Source organism: Sporosarcina sp. FSL K6-1540 (genome assembly GCF_038620285.1).
In the GTDB taxonomy this organism is placed as follows: Bacteria; Bacillota; Bacilli; order Bacillales_A; family Planococcaceae; genus Sporosarcina; species Sporosarcina psychrophila.
In genome coordinates, this window is record NZ_CP152018.1 from 2,723,717 (window position 1) to 2,739,332 (window position 15,616).

A 15,616-nucleotide genomic window follows, 5' to 3' on the forward strand; every position below is an offset into this window, starting at 1 on the left:
AAAGCATGTATCTCCAGTAAAAGGGGATGCATGCTTTTTTCATACTAAGCCATGCTAAAAAGAAAAAAGGATGGTGTAGCATGGAGAAATACAAAATGTACGTTTCTGTCGTAAATCAGCAAGTATACCATTACCCAGATGATTCACCGTGGGAATATGAGGTTAATGTAGAAAGTCAGTATGTTCCTGTTTTTCATCGGTTATTTAGTCAGATAGATGAACTCGAATTCCGAAACTTCCTTAGGTCACATTTACCGTTTTTGCCCTATCATTATGGTCGGAACAATTTCAACGTCGATCAACGTACGATGAAGATCTATGCGCTCATTCATGAATTTACAGATGATAAGTCGAAGCGATTTATCGAAAAGCTTCCGTATTTTCGTTGAAAGGATTGCTGTCCTTCGCTACACTGGTTGAAAGGACGTGAGTGCAATGCTTATTTTCAATGATGTTAATGGTGGTCGTGTTGAGCTGACTTTCGGAGAAAACCAATTTGGAATGCCAGCTCGGCATGTCCTTGTTATCCTCAAGCATAATGGTAAATGGTTACTGACTCGGCATTTAGTTCGAGGCGTTGAGTTTCCAGGTGGTAAAGCAGAGCATGGAGAAACGATCGAGGAGGCAGTTATACGCGAAACGATTGAAGAAACAGGTGTGAAAATTACGGATCTTGTGCAATTTGCAGAGTATGTCGTTCGAAGTAATAGTACATTTTGCAAAGCTGTATTCACAGGGAAAGTTGCGGAAATCGATGAGCATCCAGCCCTTTACGAAACAGAAGGAGCTATGTGGATGACTAATGAAGAGCTTGACCAGTGTGAAGAATTGAGTTTCCTTATGAAAAACACAGGCATGGAAACATTAAGAAAGTGGGTGGAAGAGCATGAGTCATGATGGTACGATTATTCATAGAAGGCCCTATCCGTCTCCAAATCCACATGTTTCGCTTGAAGAAATTACATATTTTTCAGATGGGTTAAAAGTGAAGGGACTCATGGCAGAACCAATTACAGAAGGGAACTACGAAGGCATCATCTATTTGCGAGGGGGCATGCAGCATATCGGTATGGTTCGTCCTGCCCGAATTGCACAGTTTGCTTCGCAAGGATTTGTTGTCTTCGCTCCTTATTATCGGGGGAACCGTGGAGGCGAGGGACGGGATGAGTTTGCTGGGGCCGATCGTCAGGATGCGGTGAATGCCGTTGATGTGCTGAAGCAAAATCCGAAGACAAACGTGGAAAAAATTCACTTGTTTGCATTTTCACGGGGCGGTATAATGGCTCTTTGGACAGCAATTTTACGTGAAGATATTACGTCGGTAGTTACATGGTCTGGCGTATCCGATATCGTATTTACATATAAAGAACGGAAAGATATGCGGCGGATGATGAAAAGAGTTATCGGCGGGACACCGAATAACATGCCGGATGAATACAGAAACCGTACGGCGCTGTTCCGCGTGGATGAAATTGATGCTCCCGTACTCATCATTCATGGCATGATCGACGAGAACGTGTCATTTCAACAAGCAGTTTTGCTTGAAAACGCACTGCGTGAACATAAAAAAGTATATGAGACATGGTATTTCCCTGAATATACACACTTCATACCGCCTGTCATGAATGCACAACTTGTACGCGATTTATGTAGTTGGATGAGAAGACAAGAAAAATGAGTGGTTTTTTGAATGAAATGAAGTTGCAATTAGAAGTACGGGTTTGCAATTAAAACGCCAAAGTTGCAATTAGACGAAATAAGTTGCAGTTACAACTCCATTTTTACAATTACAAATCCAAGGTACAAAAAAACAGTGTAGCACATTCAATGTGCTACACTGTTTAATTTGAAAATTATGCAATCGGTCCGCCTTTAAGCGTAATCTCTTCAGAAACCATACCGAATTTTTTAAAGTTTTCATGGAACATGTTTGCCAATTCATTTGCTTTTACATCGTATGCTTCGCCGTCTGCCCATGCATTGCGCGGGTTCAACACTTCTGTTGGAACACCTTCAATGAATGTAGGCATTTCGAGGCCGAATACGCCGTTAGTTTCTGTTTCAATGTTGTTCAATTCTCCAGCAAGAGCTGCCTGTACCATAGTGCGTGTGTATTTAAGATCCATACGTTTACCAACGCCGTAGACGCCGCCAGTCCAGCCTGTGTTAACAAGGAATACTTGTGCATCATGTTCATCAATTTTCTTCCCAAGCATTTCAGCGTATACTGTCGCTGGAAGTGGAAGGAAAGGTGAACCGAAGCACGTTGAGAACGTTGCTTCAGGTGATGTGATACCACGCTCAGTTCCGGCAAGCTTCGAAGTGAACCCGCTTAGGAAGTGATACATTGCTTGTTCTTTTGTTAACTTCGAGATTGGAGGTAGCACGCCAAACGCATCTGCCGTTAAGAATACAATCGTTTTCGGATGACCAGCAACAGAAGGGTCAACGATGTTATCAATTGCTTGGATAGGATAAGCTGCACGCGTGTTTTCAGTTAATGAACCATCATCGTAGTCAGGAATGCGTGTTTCCGGATCGACGACAACGTTTTCTAGTACGGAACCAAAACGAATTGCACCAAAAATTTCAGGTTCTTTTTCTTGTGATAAATTAATACATTTTGCATAGCAACCGCCTTCGATATTGAAGACACCAGTGTCAGACCAGCCATGCTCGTCATCGCCGATTAATTTACGGTTTGCATCTGCCGAAAGTGTTGTTTTACCTGTTCCAGAAAGACCGAAGAATAGGGCAACATCACCGTCTTCACCAACGTTTGCCGAACAGTGCATCGGCATAATTCCATTTTCTGGTAGTAAGTAGTTCATGATTGAGAAGATTGATTTTTTCATTTCGCCAGCGTATTCAGTTCCACCGATAAGAACAATACGTTTTTCCATTGATACGATAATGAATGTCTCTGAATTCGTACCATCGACCACAGGATCAGCTTTAAATGAAGGAGCCGAAACGATTGTAAATTGTGATTCATGTTGTACTAGTTCTTCTTCAGTTGGGCGGATGAACAAGTTGTGAACAAACAGGTTATGCCATGCAAATTCATTCACAACTTGAATGGATAGTCGTGAAGCTGGATCTGCGCCTGCAAAACCTTTGAAGACGAACAGTTCGTCTTTTGTTCTCAAATGAGTAATTACTTTATTATATAATGAATCGAAAATTTCAGAAGAGATTGGACGATTGACGTTGCCCCAATCGATTTTGTCTTTGGAGGACGCTTCCTCAACAATGTATTTGTCCTTAGGTGAACGACCTGTATATTTGCCTGTCTGAGCTGTAACCGCTCCGTCTGATGTCAATTGAGCTTCACCACGTGAAATCGCTTTTTCAACAAGTTGTGGAACTGAAAGTTGAACTTTTACATTTTTCCCAGAAAGAAGTTTGTTGAGGTCATCACTAATTTTCGCAGATATCATAAGTATGTACCGTCCTTTGCATATAGTCCCAATCAATTGGGTGTCATCACATTATTGAATTAGTATAACACATTAAGAATAATAATCTATACTAATTCAAACCTCAAGGATTTATACGCAAAATGGGTAAAAAGATTTGACATGCAACAAGATTTTTCGTAGCATATATAGTTGAACGGATACTCTTATCCCGAGCTGGTGGAGGGGTCAGGCCCTATGAAACCCGGCAACCTGCACAGACGTTTTGTCTGCGCGAAGGTGCCAAACCTGTAGCAAGGCACAGTCCTTGTATGATAAGAGTGAAAGGTGCTTATGAAATCATGCCTTTCCTCATGTATTATTACGTGAGCGAAGGGCTTTTTATATGATATCGCCCTTAATCCTCGTGTATAGAGCTCGCAATGGCTTGTAGTCTTTTCATTTAGAAAAGACTCTACATGGGACATATGAGTACCGTATCAATCTCGTAGGATATAAGGAGGAAATAACATGACAAATCGCCGACTATTTACTTCAGAATCGGTAACTGAAGGACACCCGGACAAAATGTGTGACCAAATTTCGGATGCTATTCTAGATGCTATATTGGCAGAAGATCCAAATGCACGTGTTGCATGTGAAACGACAATTACAACAGGACTTGTCCTCGTTGCAGGAGAAATTACGACGACAACATATGTCGATATCCCGAAAGTTGTGCGTGAAACTGTTAAAGAAATTGGTTATGTACGCGCGAAATACGGATTTGATTGGGAAACATCTGCAGTTTTGACTGCGATCGATGAACAATCAGCCGACATCGCTGCAGGCGTTGACCAGGCACTTGAAGCGCGTGAAGGTTCGATGACAGATGATGAACTTGAAGCAATTGGAGCTGGTGACCAAGGTTTGATGTTCGGTTACGCTTGTAATGAAACACCGGAACTGATGCCGTTACCAATTAGCCTAGCTCATAAATTATCATTCCGACTTGCACAAGTACGCAAAGATGAAACCCTTACGTATCTGCGTCCAGATGGAAAAACACAAGTGACTGTTGAATATGATGAAAACAATAAACCAGTACGCATCGATACAATTGTTATTTCAGCGCAACATCACCCTGAAATAACACTTGAGCAAATTCAGCGTGATATTAAAGAATTCGTCATAAACCCGGTTGTACCAACTGATTTAATCGATGAAGACACGAAGTACTTCATCAACCCAACTGGCCGCTTCGTAATAGGGGGACCTCAAGGAGATGCAGGTCTTACTGGCCGTAAAATCATCGTTGACACGTACGGTGGTTATGCGCGTCATGGCGGCGGTGCGTTTTCTGGGAAAGATGCGACGAAAGTGGACCGCTCGGCTTCATATGCGGCACGTTATGTTGCGAAGAACATTGTCGCTGCAGGACTTGCAGATCGATGTGAAGTGCAACTTGCTTATGCAATCGGTGTTGCACAACCTGTATCGATTTCTATCGATACATTTGGAACAGGCACAGTCGAGGAAAGTAAACTTGTTGAGCTTACGCGTGGACTGTTTGACCTTCGTCCAGCAGGCATCATCAAAATGCTTGATCTGCGCCGCCCAATTTATAAACAAACAGCTGCATACGGTCACTTCGGCCGTACAGACATTGATCTACCGTGGGAACAAACGGATAAAGCTGATGCATTGAAAGAGTTAGCAGGGAAATAATGTAGTGTAAACACTGAAAGGCAGGATCTCCCTGTTTTTTGGTGTTTTTTCTGTTTAGGATGTTTGATTTAGCGGGCGTCATAGAGTGTAGCGAATCTGTCGTACACTCTCATCACAGGAGCTATAAACAAATGATACAATTGTTATAAAGTGAAACCTGATCGGAGAGGAGAGAGCGTCGGGCTATGAGTTTAATAGGTTTGTTACTACTGGTTGGGGTTGTTGCGTTATTTGTGTTAATTGGTTTAGTAATCTTTTTATTTATAAAAAAATAAGAGCTGCCTTCAAAGGCAGCTCTTTTATTATTGTTGTAAACTCTTGTAATACTGCCCTTTTTCGGCATACTCCTGAACAATCCGTTCCATGTCCGCACGATCGTCGTCATTCAGCTCACGCACGACTTTTGCTGGCGACCCGAGTGCTAGCGTATTCGGGGGAATCTTCTTACCAGGCGGCACGAGACTGCCTGCGCCAATGAATGCCCCTTCGCCAATTTCAGCACCGTCCAAAACAATGGAACCCATACCGATAAGCGCTCCTTTTTTTACCGTACAACTATGTAACGTTACTTGGTGCCCAATTGTCACCTCATCTTCAAGAATAAGCGGAAACTTTGGGCTTTGATGAAGGCAGCATAAGTCTTGAATATTTACTTTACGTCCAATAATTGTTGGAGATACGTCACCCCGGATTACGGTATTAAACCAAATTGTCGATTCAGGACCAATTGTCACATCACCTGAAATCGTCGTGAAGTCGCCAATGAAAACGGACGGATCAATTACAGGCGTTTTTCCTTTATAAGGATAAATCATGATGCTCTCCTCTTTTCTTTAGGTAGTGTATAATTATCGTAACAAAGATTAGGTTTTTATTGTAGATAAATAGGGAAATATATAGATAAAAGAACTAGATAGATGAGGGGAAGATGACCATGTGGAAATGGGAAGCAGAAGGGCCACCAAAAGCTGTCGTGGCCATCGTCCATAATGTGTACGAACATCATAGTAGAAATGCATGGCTTATTCAGAAACTCCGAAACAGCGGATTTCATGTCGTGACAGGAGATTTACCTGGACACGGGGCGGAAGGTGTCGGAAAAATTCACGATGAACAATTTGATGCCTACGCTAAATTTGTGGAAAAATTAATAGCGGTCGGTCTCGATGATAATTTACCGTTGTTCATTATTGGACATGGAATAGGTGCCACCTTCGTAATGCGTCTTTTACAGCGAAAGAAAATTGAATGCGCAGGGGCTGTTTTTAGTTCCCCATGGCTAGCATTGCGTCATCAGCCACCTAAATTTTCGAACGTATTGACAAAATTCTCGTCATCCATGAAATTGAATCATGAAATTGACATTGAGATGTTAACACGCAATAGTGATTTATATGAAGAAGCTAAGCAAGATGACTTTTATAACGATGAATTCACCGTAGCCTGGTATAAAGAGTTACAATCATTCATGAAATTGGTTGCGCAGAGCGAAAGAAGTGTTCATGATATCCCAGTGCTTATGCATATTGCGGAAGAGGATAAAATAACAGACATAGTGCTTGCTAAGAAATGGTTTATCCGACAGGAACTTTCTGAGTTTCAATATAAGCAATGGAAACGGCTGTACCATGACGTTTATCAGGAACCAGAGCGCGAGGAAGTATACTTATATACGGAATCATTTATGAATAATGTTCTAAGGTCGCTAGGGTATGTCGTATAGGGAATACTTGGAAATGGTTTGTGAGTAAATGTGAAGAGGGAGGTGTTTACGATTACGATAATTGGGTTTGTACGACATGGCGTTACCGCGTGGAATAAAGAAGGAAGGGCACAAGGAAGTACTGATGTCCCACTTGATGATGAAGGAATTGAGATGGCACACGGTGTAGCTCAAAGACTTTCTGGTGAACAATGGGATGTCATCTACACAAGTCCTTTAATTCGTGCTGCAAAAACAGCTGAAATCATCGCGGACAGTATGCCTGATATCCGTCTCTTATCGGACAATCGCTTGCGGGAATCAGGGGGTGGCCTGGTTGAAGGATTGACGGAAATGGAGCGAGTAAAAAAATGGGGGCACTCATGGAGACAGCTGGAACTCGGTTTCGAACCGCAGGAAGAAATTATTTCACGCGGACTTAATTTCATAGAGGAAATAAAAGAATTGCATCCAGATAAACGAATCTTAGTCGTCAGTCATGGAGGATTTATTGGTCGATTGATAAAAGAGCTTGTCCCTTACAAGGATTTAGCTATGGATCTGGAAAACACATCAGTCACTATTATTAAACTGCAAGAAGATCGAAACCTATGCGAGCTGTTTAATTGTACGAAACATTTACAACGTATTAAGTAAGCATTTAAAACGCCAGAGAATGGCGTTTTTTATTTTGCGTATATTTAATAAGTCGAAATACATTATATTATTTAAAATATTCTATCATTCTAGTGACTATTAGACTATAATCAAAAATATAGTCTAATGAGGTCAGAATTAATGAGTGAAGTATGTCGAATCAAAGTAGAAGGAGGTAAGTGAAATGAAATCGATTAAAGCAAAAATTATTGTCAGTGTAATAGCGTTATTTTTCATTATCCTTACGGTAGTAAACTTGTTCGTTAATCTTCAAATGCAAAAGCAAACGGAAAATGTCCTTATAAATCAAAGTGAAGTTGCCGTGCAGGAGATGAGTCGATCGATTGAAAACAGTATGTTGCAATATGAAAAAACGCTATATTTGCTTACCGAAAATCCGGAAGTCACATCATTTATAGAGACGCAGTATGGCACCGGAAGTGATAGCGAATTAAGTCGAGGCATCGAAAAGGTCTTTAATGATTATATGGGACAAATGACGGATACGGATTTAATGTATTTTGGATTCGAAAACAAATATACCAAATTTGTTCCCCATCTCGTTATCGATGGATTTGATCCGACTAGCCGCGTATGGTATACAGCAGCTAGCGACCAACCAGACAAAGTTGTATGGTCGGATCCATATGTCGATGCAGCGTCAGGTGGATATGTTATTACGGCATCTAAAGCGATGAAACGAAACAATTCACTTGTTGGTGTTATTGGGGTAGACATTAGTTTGGGAAATATTACTGATAGTGTATCCAAAAGTGAATTTGGATTTGGAGGCTACCCATTCTTATTTGATAGAAATGATGGGGCAATCGTTCACCCTCATTTACTAACAGACAAAGAGGAATTGGCGGATTTATCTTATTTAACGGCATTATTTAACGAAGAAAAAACTAAGGGAATCGGACAATACAATGAAGATAAGAATGAAATGGTCGGCGTTTTTACCGAAGTCCCGCATTTCGGTTGGACAGTTGGTGCCGCGTTCAATCAAGATGCAATTGATGGTTCAGTTAGTCAAACTAGGAACTTAATCATCATAACTTTCATATTAGCAGGAATAGTAATGATTGTTGTTCTTTGGTTCTTAATATCAAGAATTGTTAGTCCTCTCGGTGAAATTCGTACAGCAATGGATAAGGTGACGGAAGGAAACCTTAACGCATACGCGGATGTGAAATCGAAGGATGAATTTGGTCAACTTGCAAACAATTTTAATGCTATGACTTCAAAAGTTCGTGATGTTATTACATTGGTTAACCTTTCTGTCGATGAAGTTCGTTTAGCGGCAGAAAGCTTAAGTGCATCCGCAGAAGAGACGAATGCCGTTAGTGAGCAGATGGCGGGGGCTATCGATGATATCGCATCAGGTGCAACGAAATCCGCACATGATACAGAAGATGTGACGCAAACAGTTGGCTATTTAAGCGAACAACTAATAGGGATTCAAGAAAAAGCGAGCATTATGACAGGCATTGCAATAGAAGCTGAAGAGGTCAACAAAAGTGGAGTCAGCCAAGTCAATCAGCTACAATTGTCGTTCGATGGCTGGAAGACAAATCTGCAATCGATGGCGGATGTCGTTGGAGATTTGGAAACGAAAGTTGGAGCAATCGGAATTGTCATGGAAACGATAACTCAAATTTCCACGCAGACGAACTTGTTGGCGCTTAATGCGAGCATTGAGGCAGCACGTGCTGGCGAACACGGTAAAGGCTTTGCGGTCGTTGCTGATGAAGTGAGGAAACTAGCTGAACAATCTGCACGAGCAACAGATGAAGTAAAAGCGACCGTTCAAGAACTTCAAAATGGCTCCCACCAAGTTTCGAGGCAAATGAGGGAAACGGGGGAGACATTTGAGGAACAAGGAAAAGTCGTGCTGGCTACACAAATGACGTTCGGAGACATTTCCAAACTCATGAATAAGCTTGAACAGTCCATCAGCAGTGTCTATGACGAAGTAAATAAGGTCGTTGAACATAAGGAGACGGTTATGGAGACAATTGAAACTATGGCGGCGACAGCTGAAGAAACAGCTGCGGCAAGTGAAGAAATTAGTGCATCGACGGACGAGCAGCTTCGGGCAATCCGTGAGGTAGCACAAGCCGCGGATACATTGGCGGGGTTAAGTGACAATCTGCACACCGCCATGAGCCATTTCAAAGTTTAATAACAATTAGTTGCCGGGAAATTGGAAGGTTTTTGTTTAGAGTTAAAATTAATCTTAATCATCTTGCGGTTCTGTCTTTGGACGGAGCCGCTTTACTAGTATGCGGTATAACGGAATCGGTAAAATACTTAATGGTTTTGCTACTATAATCTTTGTACTATACAGTCGGCGCTTAACGGATAGAAGATTCTTCCAACAACGCTTTGTCGCTTGGTTATGGTCTCACGCAATAAGCCCGATAGTAGATTTCTGAGGAGGGATTGAACTGCATACCTCTACTTCGTCTCACACTTGTTGCTCATTCGCTAAATTCGTTCGTAAAACTGGTGAGGTATACCACCTTGTTAATCTTAATATGTAGTGCAGAATATCTCCCTATGGAAAGGGGTTTATTATTTTTAACTTTTTTGGATGCCTTCAATGACTATCACTAAATAGCAGGCGACCTCTATTTCAAACGATGTATATTTTTGGGTCCATAATGGTACCGACAGGATAAGGTATGCTATATTTATGTATAAGTATCAGTTTTTCTGTCGAACATTGTAAGACAGTTTCTGAGAATGCTAGGTTATATATGTATTCTTATTTATCCTTTCAACACCGTTTGTTCATGTACCCTACTAATCAGTGGATAATTCGTCTCAACGTGATAGGTGAACTTACTTGAAAAGATGAATTATGAAGCATGGATAATACATTGAAAAGGGGAATTATCTTTTGAACACTAAAAAACTTTCGTTATACGCTACAGCACTATTATCGACGGCACTTATATTAGGTGCGTGTACCGATAAAGAGATAGTAAAGAACGCTCCTACGAATGAGGAAATTCAGAGCGAGTTCGGTTTCCGTTCATTTGACTTAGATATAGATACAGTCAAGAAGAGAGATGCAATTGAAGCTTCATTTGACTTGGATATGTCCGAAACCGAAGCAGAATACAAGAACAAATTAAATAACATTAAGCTATCAGGAGATAAAGCTTATAGTGAATTGCAACCGATTTTTAAAGAGCTAGGTTTAACAACAGACATGTCGAGAGAAGAAGTAATAGAAAAGGTGTCCAAAGCATTTGGTGCAGAAGATTACGCGGAGTTTGATCTGGAAATTGAATTCACAGATGGAAGTGAGCAAGAATTTTCGGATATGAAATAATAAACTACCGGGAGAATTCTAGTTTTCGGGGTAAATAGTACGCAATATTCAAAGCGCCGAACCTCAAAAGTTCAGTGCTTTTTGTTTTTATCATATACAACTAGTTACTTTGCCTATCCAATAATTTTACGACCGTTATAAGTGGAAAAGTAACACGGAATTAAAGAGATGAATGATTAAGTTTTATTGAATTGACGAAGGCATTTTTTTCACTTACCTAACATTGTGGTGAACGAAGCGCGATTGTTATAATAAGAATCTTTTAAGTTGGGCAGGAATTTATCATAAAGAATAGAATATAGAGCATAGTAGTCTATAAACGCATAGTAACGTTATATGGTAAATAATATGAATTATATAGTAGACGGGGGTATTGTATGAAAGAAGGCGGCAAAAGTGAGCTCATTTCGTGGATACAATCAGTAGCAATTGCATTCGTCATTGCAATCGTCATACGCCAATTTTTATTTACACCAGTCGTCGTATCGGGTCAATCGATGCAGCCGACTTTTGAAAATGATAATAAAATCGTCATCTCAAAAGTGTATAAGATTGATCGTTTTGACATGATTGTTTTCCATGCTCCGGATTCAGAGGACAATTTCATTAAGCGGGTAATTGGTCTTCCGGGAGATGTCGTCGTCATGAACAACGACAAGCTTTATATAAATGGCGTGGAATATGAAGAGGACTATGTGCAAGAGAATAAAGCTGGGATTTTCGAAGGCCAGAAGTTAACACAAGACTTTAAAGTGGAAGTACCTGAAGGCTATTTATACGTGCTTGGAGATAATCGAAGAAACAGTACAGATAGTAGAATCATCGGTTTCATCGATGAAAAATCAGTTATTGGTTCAGTGAAGTTCAGGTTCTATCCATTTCGTGAAATGGGAATACCAAAATGAAAAATCACTCTAAATGTTCCATGCTCATTGGAATTGACGGTCTTGGCGGATCGGGAAAAACGATGTATGCCTATAAATTGCAGCAACAGTTAGAGGGCTCAGTGATCTTGCACCTTGATGATTTTGTACACAAAAAGGAAGTCCGTTATAACGAGAATTATGAAGAATGGTATTGCTATTATCATTTACAATGGCGGTATGATTATTTAATACAAAAATTACTGCTACCATTGAAAAGTGGTTTGGATGTGAATGAGACAATCGAAGTGTATAACAGAGAAACTGACAGTTATATACTGCGGGAAATTGAAATCCCCGCGGGAACAACAGTAATCGTTGAAGGGGTTTTTCTACAACGTCCTGAATTGAGACCGTATTTTGAAATAGTCGTCTATCTAGAGTTGGATCAAGAGACGAGGTTAAAAAGGATTACAGATAGGGACATCTATATGGGGAATAAGAAAGAAATCGCTTTAAAGTACGATCAACGGTATTTCCCCGCGGAAGAAAAGTATATAGAACAATGCAATCCATTAGCTTTGGCAGATATAGTTGAAAATGAAGTGAAAGAGGGGCTAGTATGACATTTCCAGTTTTAAATACGCCGCGACTTCGATTGACTAAAGTGGAATCAGGTCATGCGCCTGCACTATTCACCATTTTTTCAAATCCACAAGTAGTTAAGTATTATGGGATGGATCCGATGTACGAGTTGGCTCAGGCGGAAAAAATTATTGAGCATTTCAAAAGTACTTATGAAACAAAAAGAGGAGTGCGCTGGGCGATTACGATAAAAGACGGGAACCAGTTTGTAGGCACAATTGGATTGAATAACTTGGCACTTGGCATGAAAAAAGCGGAAGTTGGATTTGAAATACATCCGGACTTTTGGAGAAGCGGTATTACCTCTGAAGCATTACAAGCGGTTTTGGATTATTCATTTGATGAACTTGGGCTGCACCGTATGGGGGCAGTCACATTTCCTGCAAATAGTGCATCTATCGGACTGTTAGAGAAGAATGGATTCTTGGCAGAAGGAAAGTTAAGAAGTTATTTATTCCAAAATGGGCATTCCCACGATGCGTTGATATTTTCAATTTTGCACACTGAATGGAAGATAAATCAGTAACGACACCCCAAGTACTCTGCATATAATTTTGAGACCACTGAAAAATGGATTCAGACTTACGAGTAGCTTTAATTGAAAATCATTAAATTAAGAAAGGTCTATTTCTCTTACAAGAAATAGACCTTTTCAAGTGTGTATACCGCATGCACCTTAGTTAACACCTCCCTTAACGTAAGTAGTTAAATCCATTGCACAATAAGAAAACATACTAAGATCAGTAGTACTAACCATTGCCTTGGTCTGCACTACTGTTCTTAGTATGATTTATAACTTGCGTCCTCTGCTACTTAATAGGCAATAAACCATTGCCAGTTGTAATATAGATTTTTCCATCTATTTCAACCGTTTTCACTATACTTTCCTTCAAGCGAATTATGCCACGTTCCTCCACTACTGTTGATTCTTTTTTAAAGAGAACGGGAGTAATGGATTTATATATAGTGTACTTGGTATAAAAAACATCTTCAATTAGTGGTGTTTTTGAATTCGTCTTTTCAGAGATAAAGTATGGTTTTGAAAGAATATCATTACTTTCTACATACGCATAAAAATAAGTCGGTAGTAAAAACGCCCTAAAACAACACGTTGTTACAATGATTATTACAAAAAATGATAATGTATCTGCTGCCCGTATATTTACATCTTTTTTAACTGAAATTATGTAAATTGCAGAAGGAAAAGAAAAGACAGCGATCAATAAAAGCCATTTATCAATACTAGTTCTATTGACCACAATAGTCCATCCAAAAAACTTCATTATAAAAAGAAATATAACGATGGAGGCTAAGCTTAATAAAGCAATATAAATCTTTTTCATTTTTTCACTCCCTTAAAAATACTAGTTATTCCCAATAATAGCATACTCATTGTCTTCTCTTACAAAGACTACCGAATAACGCGAATATACCAAAAAAACAATTCGGTTATACCTAACCAAGTCAAATAGAAATATCGAAGAGAAGATAAGGGGGAAAGAGATATGTCTTATACTATCACCAACAATTACATCCCGGAGTCCTTATCCCCCGCAGTTACAGTCTTTGCTACTAATTGGTTATTTTAATGATGGTGAGATGGAATTGCTGGATACAAATCAACTGAAGCAATATTTTGCTGTATCGGTCAAGCATTTAAAACCAGCCAGTCTTGCACATCGCATTATTACACATTAATGGTATACTTTGTATAAATTGAAATAGGGAAAAATGACATCAAATCTAAATTATTGATAGGTTCTATTGTTCTTGTGATTGGTGTTGCATTCGTTGGGGTACGTGCCATTTTTACTTACGGGTAGGTTTGTCATTTTATAGTAAATGTAACTTTTAGCCGAACGCTACGTATATATTAAAAAGGGGAGGTAATGTAATGCATTGGATAATGTGGATTTTCTGGGGGTTCTTTGTAACTTTAATTGTAGGCGTCTATCTTGTGGATTTTTTGACTAAAAGGAAATATAGTTTTCATGAACAGGAAAAGTCATTAAATCAGAATTCAGCTGTAAACGATACTCTACGAGAAGTGGGACGGATTGATCAACAAATTGGACCGTTTTAAATTAAGGAAACCTCATAAATACTTCAACTAATGAAAGCTTTAGTTGAACAAGTAGCTGCCTGTAAGGGTAGCTTTTCTTATTGAACTCTCATGAAAATTAAACGCAGCTCTTTTTTTAAAAAAAAAGTACAGCGTCTAGATTATGGAACAGATTACTTGTTGTCTTGCGCGTTCTTCAATAATGCTTCGAAGATAGCGAACTAACTCCTTTAGAGAAGGAGTAATATAGGGAAAAAAGTACGTTACTTATTCAATAATTTTTATCTTTGGTTTAGTAAGCGGGATGTTTATTGTTATCCCTTTATTTGGTGATGTGTTTAGGTGAGTGTTTTTTATGATAGATGAATTGATGAAATTGCAGCAGAGAATGGGTGAAAGTTACCTGTTCTTTTTTATTTGACTAAAAGGAAGATTATCGGGAAGTGTTTGCAGACGTTATACGCAATATAAACCTTAGCCTTATCACCTGCCAAAAAGATGACAAATTAGTTGGAAAGTGACACTGGATTTTTGTAGTCTGATTAATCAATACGCATGCTATAATATATAAATATGTGAACATATTCCAAATAAATAAAAAAATGCAATTTTAGAGATTAAAAGGAGAATATGATAATGAAAAAAACAATGCTGTTAATGTTAACAGTTATTATTATAGCTGGTTGTAATGGAATATCTTCAAACAATACTTATAAGCAAGCAGAAGGCAAAGTTATTGTGGGTACTCACGATTATATAATGATGATAGGTGAGTTCGAATGGCTAGATACTGACGTGAAATTTAGAAAAATTAGTAGTTCAGATATAAATGACTTAGCAGTTGGATTCAATACATTACAAGTTGAAAAAGGTGGTAAATTAAAAATTGAAATTGAAGAAAATCCTTCATCTATCATCCTAAAACAATGGAACGAAGATGAAACAAGTGATGTTGTTGAACTTAAAGATAATGAAATAATCCTTCCATCGGAAGAGGGATATTATATTTATGAAGTTATCGTAGAATGGAACAAAGGAAAAGCAACTTATGTTTTTGATATTAATATAAAATGAAACAAAAATTCATTGGGATGGTTGTTAGTATACAGGATTTTGGGAGGTATTCTATTTTCTTGTTGTTTAGTTAAATTTACATAAATATGGATTTAAATGGACCTGGCGTTCAGCGGAAATCCTGTTAACTCAACGATGTATAAA

Annotated in this window: 16 protein-coding genes and 1 riboswitch; of the genes, 13 read left to right on the forward strand and 3 right to left on the reverse strand. The window is 39.1% G+C overall.

Annotated features, from left to right (window positions below):
* The first annotated feature begins 80 nt into the window (after positions 1–80).
* The 3 genes from MKY15_RS12900 to MKY15_RS12910 are packed head-to-tail and all read left to right on the forward strand — an operon-like array spanning position 81 to position 1,678.
* Positions 81–389 carry a transposase gene (locus MKY15_RS12900; protein WP_231885774.1) on the forward strand — a complete coding sequence of 103 codons (309 nt, stop codon included), beginning with the start codon at positions 81–83 and terminating at the stop codon, positions 387–389.
* 46 nt (positions 390–435) lie between these two features.
* Positions 436–897 carry an NUDIX domain-containing protein gene (locus MKY15_RS12905; protein ID WP_067206508.1) on the forward strand — a complete coding sequence of 154 codons (462 nt, stop codon included), beginning with the start codon at positions 436–438 and terminating at the stop codon, positions 895–897.
* Positions 887–1,678: a prolyl oligopeptidase family serine peptidase gene (locus MKY15_RS12910; RefSeq protein ID WP_340741605.1), complete on the forward strand. Its 792-nt coding sequence runs from the start codon at positions 887–889 to the stop codon at positions 1,676–1,678. Before MKY15_RS12905 ends, MKY15_RS12910 begins: the two co-directional genes overlap by 11 nt.
* Positions 1,679–1,853: 175 nt before the next feature.
* On the opposite strand, the gene pckA is transcribed toward MKY15_RS12910, so the two are convergent.
* The gene (gene pckA, locus MKY15_RS12915; RefSeq protein ID WP_187046941.1) at positions 1,854–3,440 is read right to left on the reverse strand and encodes a phosphoenolpyruvate carboxykinase (ATP); all 1,587 of its coding nucleotides are present in this window, start codon (positions 3,438–3,440) and stop codon (positions 1,854–1,856) included.
* A gap of 182 nt (positions 3,441–3,622) precedes the next feature.
* A riboswitch (SAM riboswitch) is annotated at positions 3,623–3,740 on the forward strand.
* Positions 3,741–3,929: 189 nt separating this feature from the next.
* Here pckA and metK point away from each other — a divergent pair.
* Positions 3,930–5,126 carry a methionine adenosyltransferase gene (gene metK / locus MKY15_RS12920; protein WP_067206517.1) on the forward strand — a complete coding sequence of 399 codons (1,197 nt, stop codon included), beginning with the start codon at positions 3,930–3,932 and terminating at the stop codon, positions 5,124–5,126.
* Between the two features lie 302 nt (positions 5,127–5,428).
* Here the strand turns inward: metK and MKY15_RS12925 are convergent, their stop codons facing one another.
* Positions 5,429–5,941 (reverse strand): gamma carbonic anhydrase family protein, encoded by a 513-nt coding sequence (locus MKY15_RS12925; RefSeq protein ID WP_067206519.1) that lies wholly within the window; start codon positions 5,939–5,941, stop codon positions 5,429–5,431.
* A 119-nt stretch (positions 5,942–6,060) separates the two neighbouring features.
* Here MKY15_RS12925 and MKY15_RS12930 point away from each other — a divergent pair, with 119 nt between their 5' ends.
* From MKY15_RS12930 to MKY15_RS12960, 7 genes are all read left to right on the forward strand, one after another.
* On the forward strand, positions 6,061–6,849 hold the full coding sequence (locus MKY15_RS12930; RefSeq protein ID WP_067206522.1) for an alpha/beta hydrolase: 789 nt from the start codon (positions 6,061–6,063) through the stop codon (positions 6,847–6,849).
* A 42-nt stretch (positions 6,850–6,891) separates the two neighbouring features.
* A complete protein-coding gene (locus tag MKY15_RS12935; protein WP_335339517.1) occupies positions 6,892–7,485 on the forward strand; it encodes a histidine phosphatase family protein in 594 nt (197 codons plus the stop codon).
* A 184-nt stretch (positions 7,486–7,669) separates the two neighbouring features.
* Positions 7,670–9,670 carry a methyl-accepting chemotaxis protein gene (locus MKY15_RS12940; RefSeq protein WP_187046943.1) on the forward strand — a complete coding sequence of 667 codons (2,001 nt, stop codon included), beginning with the start codon at positions 7,670–7,672 and terminating at the stop codon, positions 9,668–9,670.
* A 720-nt stretch (positions 9,671–10,390) separates the two neighbouring features.
* On the forward strand, positions 10,391–10,828 hold the full coding sequence (locus MKY15_RS12945; protein WP_187046944.1) for a YusW family protein: 438 nt from the start codon (positions 10,391–10,393) through the stop codon (positions 10,826–10,828).
* Positions 10,829–11,205: 377 nt separating this feature from the next.
* Entirely contained in the window at positions 11,206–11,733 is a 528-nt protein-coding gene (lepB, locus tag MKY15_RS12950; protein ID WP_067206530.1) for a signal peptidase I, read from the forward strand.
* On the forward strand, positions 11,730–12,317 hold the full coding sequence (locus tag MKY15_RS12955; RefSeq protein WP_187046946.1) for a uridine kinase: 588 nt from the start codon (positions 11,730–11,732) through the stop codon (positions 12,315–12,317). The genes lepB and MKY15_RS12955 overlap by 4 nt, the downstream gene beginning before the upstream one ends.
* Positions 12,314–12,862: a GNAT family N-acetyltransferase gene (locus tag MKY15_RS12960; protein ID WP_342537699.1), complete on the forward strand. Its 549-nt coding sequence runs from the start codon at positions 12,314–12,316 to the stop codon at positions 12,860–12,862. Before MKY15_RS12955 ends, MKY15_RS12960 begins: the two co-directional genes overlap by 4 nt.
* A 283-nt stretch (positions 12,863–13,145) precedes the next feature.
* Here the strand turns inward: MKY15_RS12960 and MKY15_RS12965 are convergent, their stop codons facing one another.
* Positions 13,146–13,679: a hypothetical protein gene (locus tag MKY15_RS12965; protein WP_338653314.1), complete on the reverse strand. Its 534-nt coding sequence runs from the start codon at positions 13,677–13,679 to the stop codon at positions 13,146–13,148.
* Between the two features lie 551 nt (positions 13,680–14,230).
* On the opposite strand from MKY15_RS12965, the gene MKY15_RS12970 reads away from it, so the two are divergent.
* Positions 14,231–14,419, forward strand: coding sequence for a hypothetical protein (locus MKY15_RS12970; RefSeq protein WP_067206551.1), 189 nt, complete (start codon positions 14,231–14,233; stop codon positions 14,417–14,419).
* Positions 14,420–15,034: 615 nt separating this feature from the next.
* Complete coding sequence (locus tag MKY15_RS12975; protein WP_067206554.1) at positions 15,035–15,472, forward strand: hypothetical protein; 438 nt, start codon at positions 15,035–15,037, stop codon at positions 15,470–15,472.
* The last annotated feature ends 144 nt before the right edge of the window (positions 15,473–15,616 follow it).

Excerpts from the sequence above, each read along its gene's own strand:
- MKY15_RS12900 (WP_231885774.1), top strand. The coding sequence starts at position 81 with ATGGAGAAATACAAAATGTACGTTTCTGTCGTAAATCAGCAAGTATAC.
- MKY15_RS12905 (WP_067206508.1), top strand. The coding sequence starts at position 436 with ATGCTTATTTTCAATGATGTTAATGGTGGTCGTGTTGAGCTGACTTTC.
- MKY15_RS12910 (WP_340741605.1), top strand. The coding sequence starts at position 887 with ATGAGTCATGATGGTACGATTATTCATAGAAGGCCCTATCCGTCTCCA.
- pckA (WP_187046941.1), bottom strand. The coding sequence starts at position 3,440 with ATGATATCTGCGAAAATTAGTGATGACCTCAACAAACTTCTTTCTGGG.
- metK (WP_067206517.1), top strand. The coding sequence starts at position 3,930 with ATGACAAATCGCCGACTATTTACTTCAGAATCGGTAACTGAAGGACAC.
- MKY15_RS12925 (WP_067206519.1), bottom strand. The coding sequence starts at position 5,941 with ATGATTTATCCTTATAAAGGAAAAACGCCTGTAATTGATCCGTCCGTT.
- MKY15_RS12930 (WP_067206522.1), top strand. The coding sequence starts at position 6,061 with ATGTGGAAATGGGAAGCAGAAGGGCCACCAAAAGCTGTCGTGGCCATC.
- MKY15_RS12940 (WP_187046943.1), top strand. The coding sequence starts at position 7,670 with ATGAAATCGATTAAAGCAAAAATTATTGTCAGTGTAATAGCGTTATTT.
- lepB (WP_067206530.1), top strand. The coding sequence starts at position 11,206 with ATGAAAGAAGGCGGCAAAAGTGAGCTCATTTCGTGGATACAATCAGTA.
- MKY15_RS12955 (WP_187046946.1), top strand. The coding sequence starts at position 11,730 with ATGAAAAATCACTCTAAATGTTCCATGCTCATTGGAATTGACGGTCTT.
- MKY15_RS12960 (WP_342537699.1), top strand. The coding sequence starts at position 12,314 with ATGACATTTCCAGTTTTAAATACGCCGCGACTTCGATTGACTAAAGTG.
- MKY15_RS12965 (WP_338653314.1), bottom strand. The coding sequence starts at position 13,679 with ATGAAAAAGATTTATATTGCTTTATTAAGCTTAGCCTCCATCGTTATA.
- MKY15_RS12970 (WP_067206551.1), top strand. The coding sequence starts at position 14,231 with ATGCATTGGATAATGTGGATTTTCTGGGGGTTCTTTGTAACTTTAATT.
- MKY15_RS12975 (WP_067206554.1), top strand. The coding sequence starts at position 15,035 with ATGAAAAAAACAATGCTGTTAATGTTAACAGTTATTATTATAGCTGGT.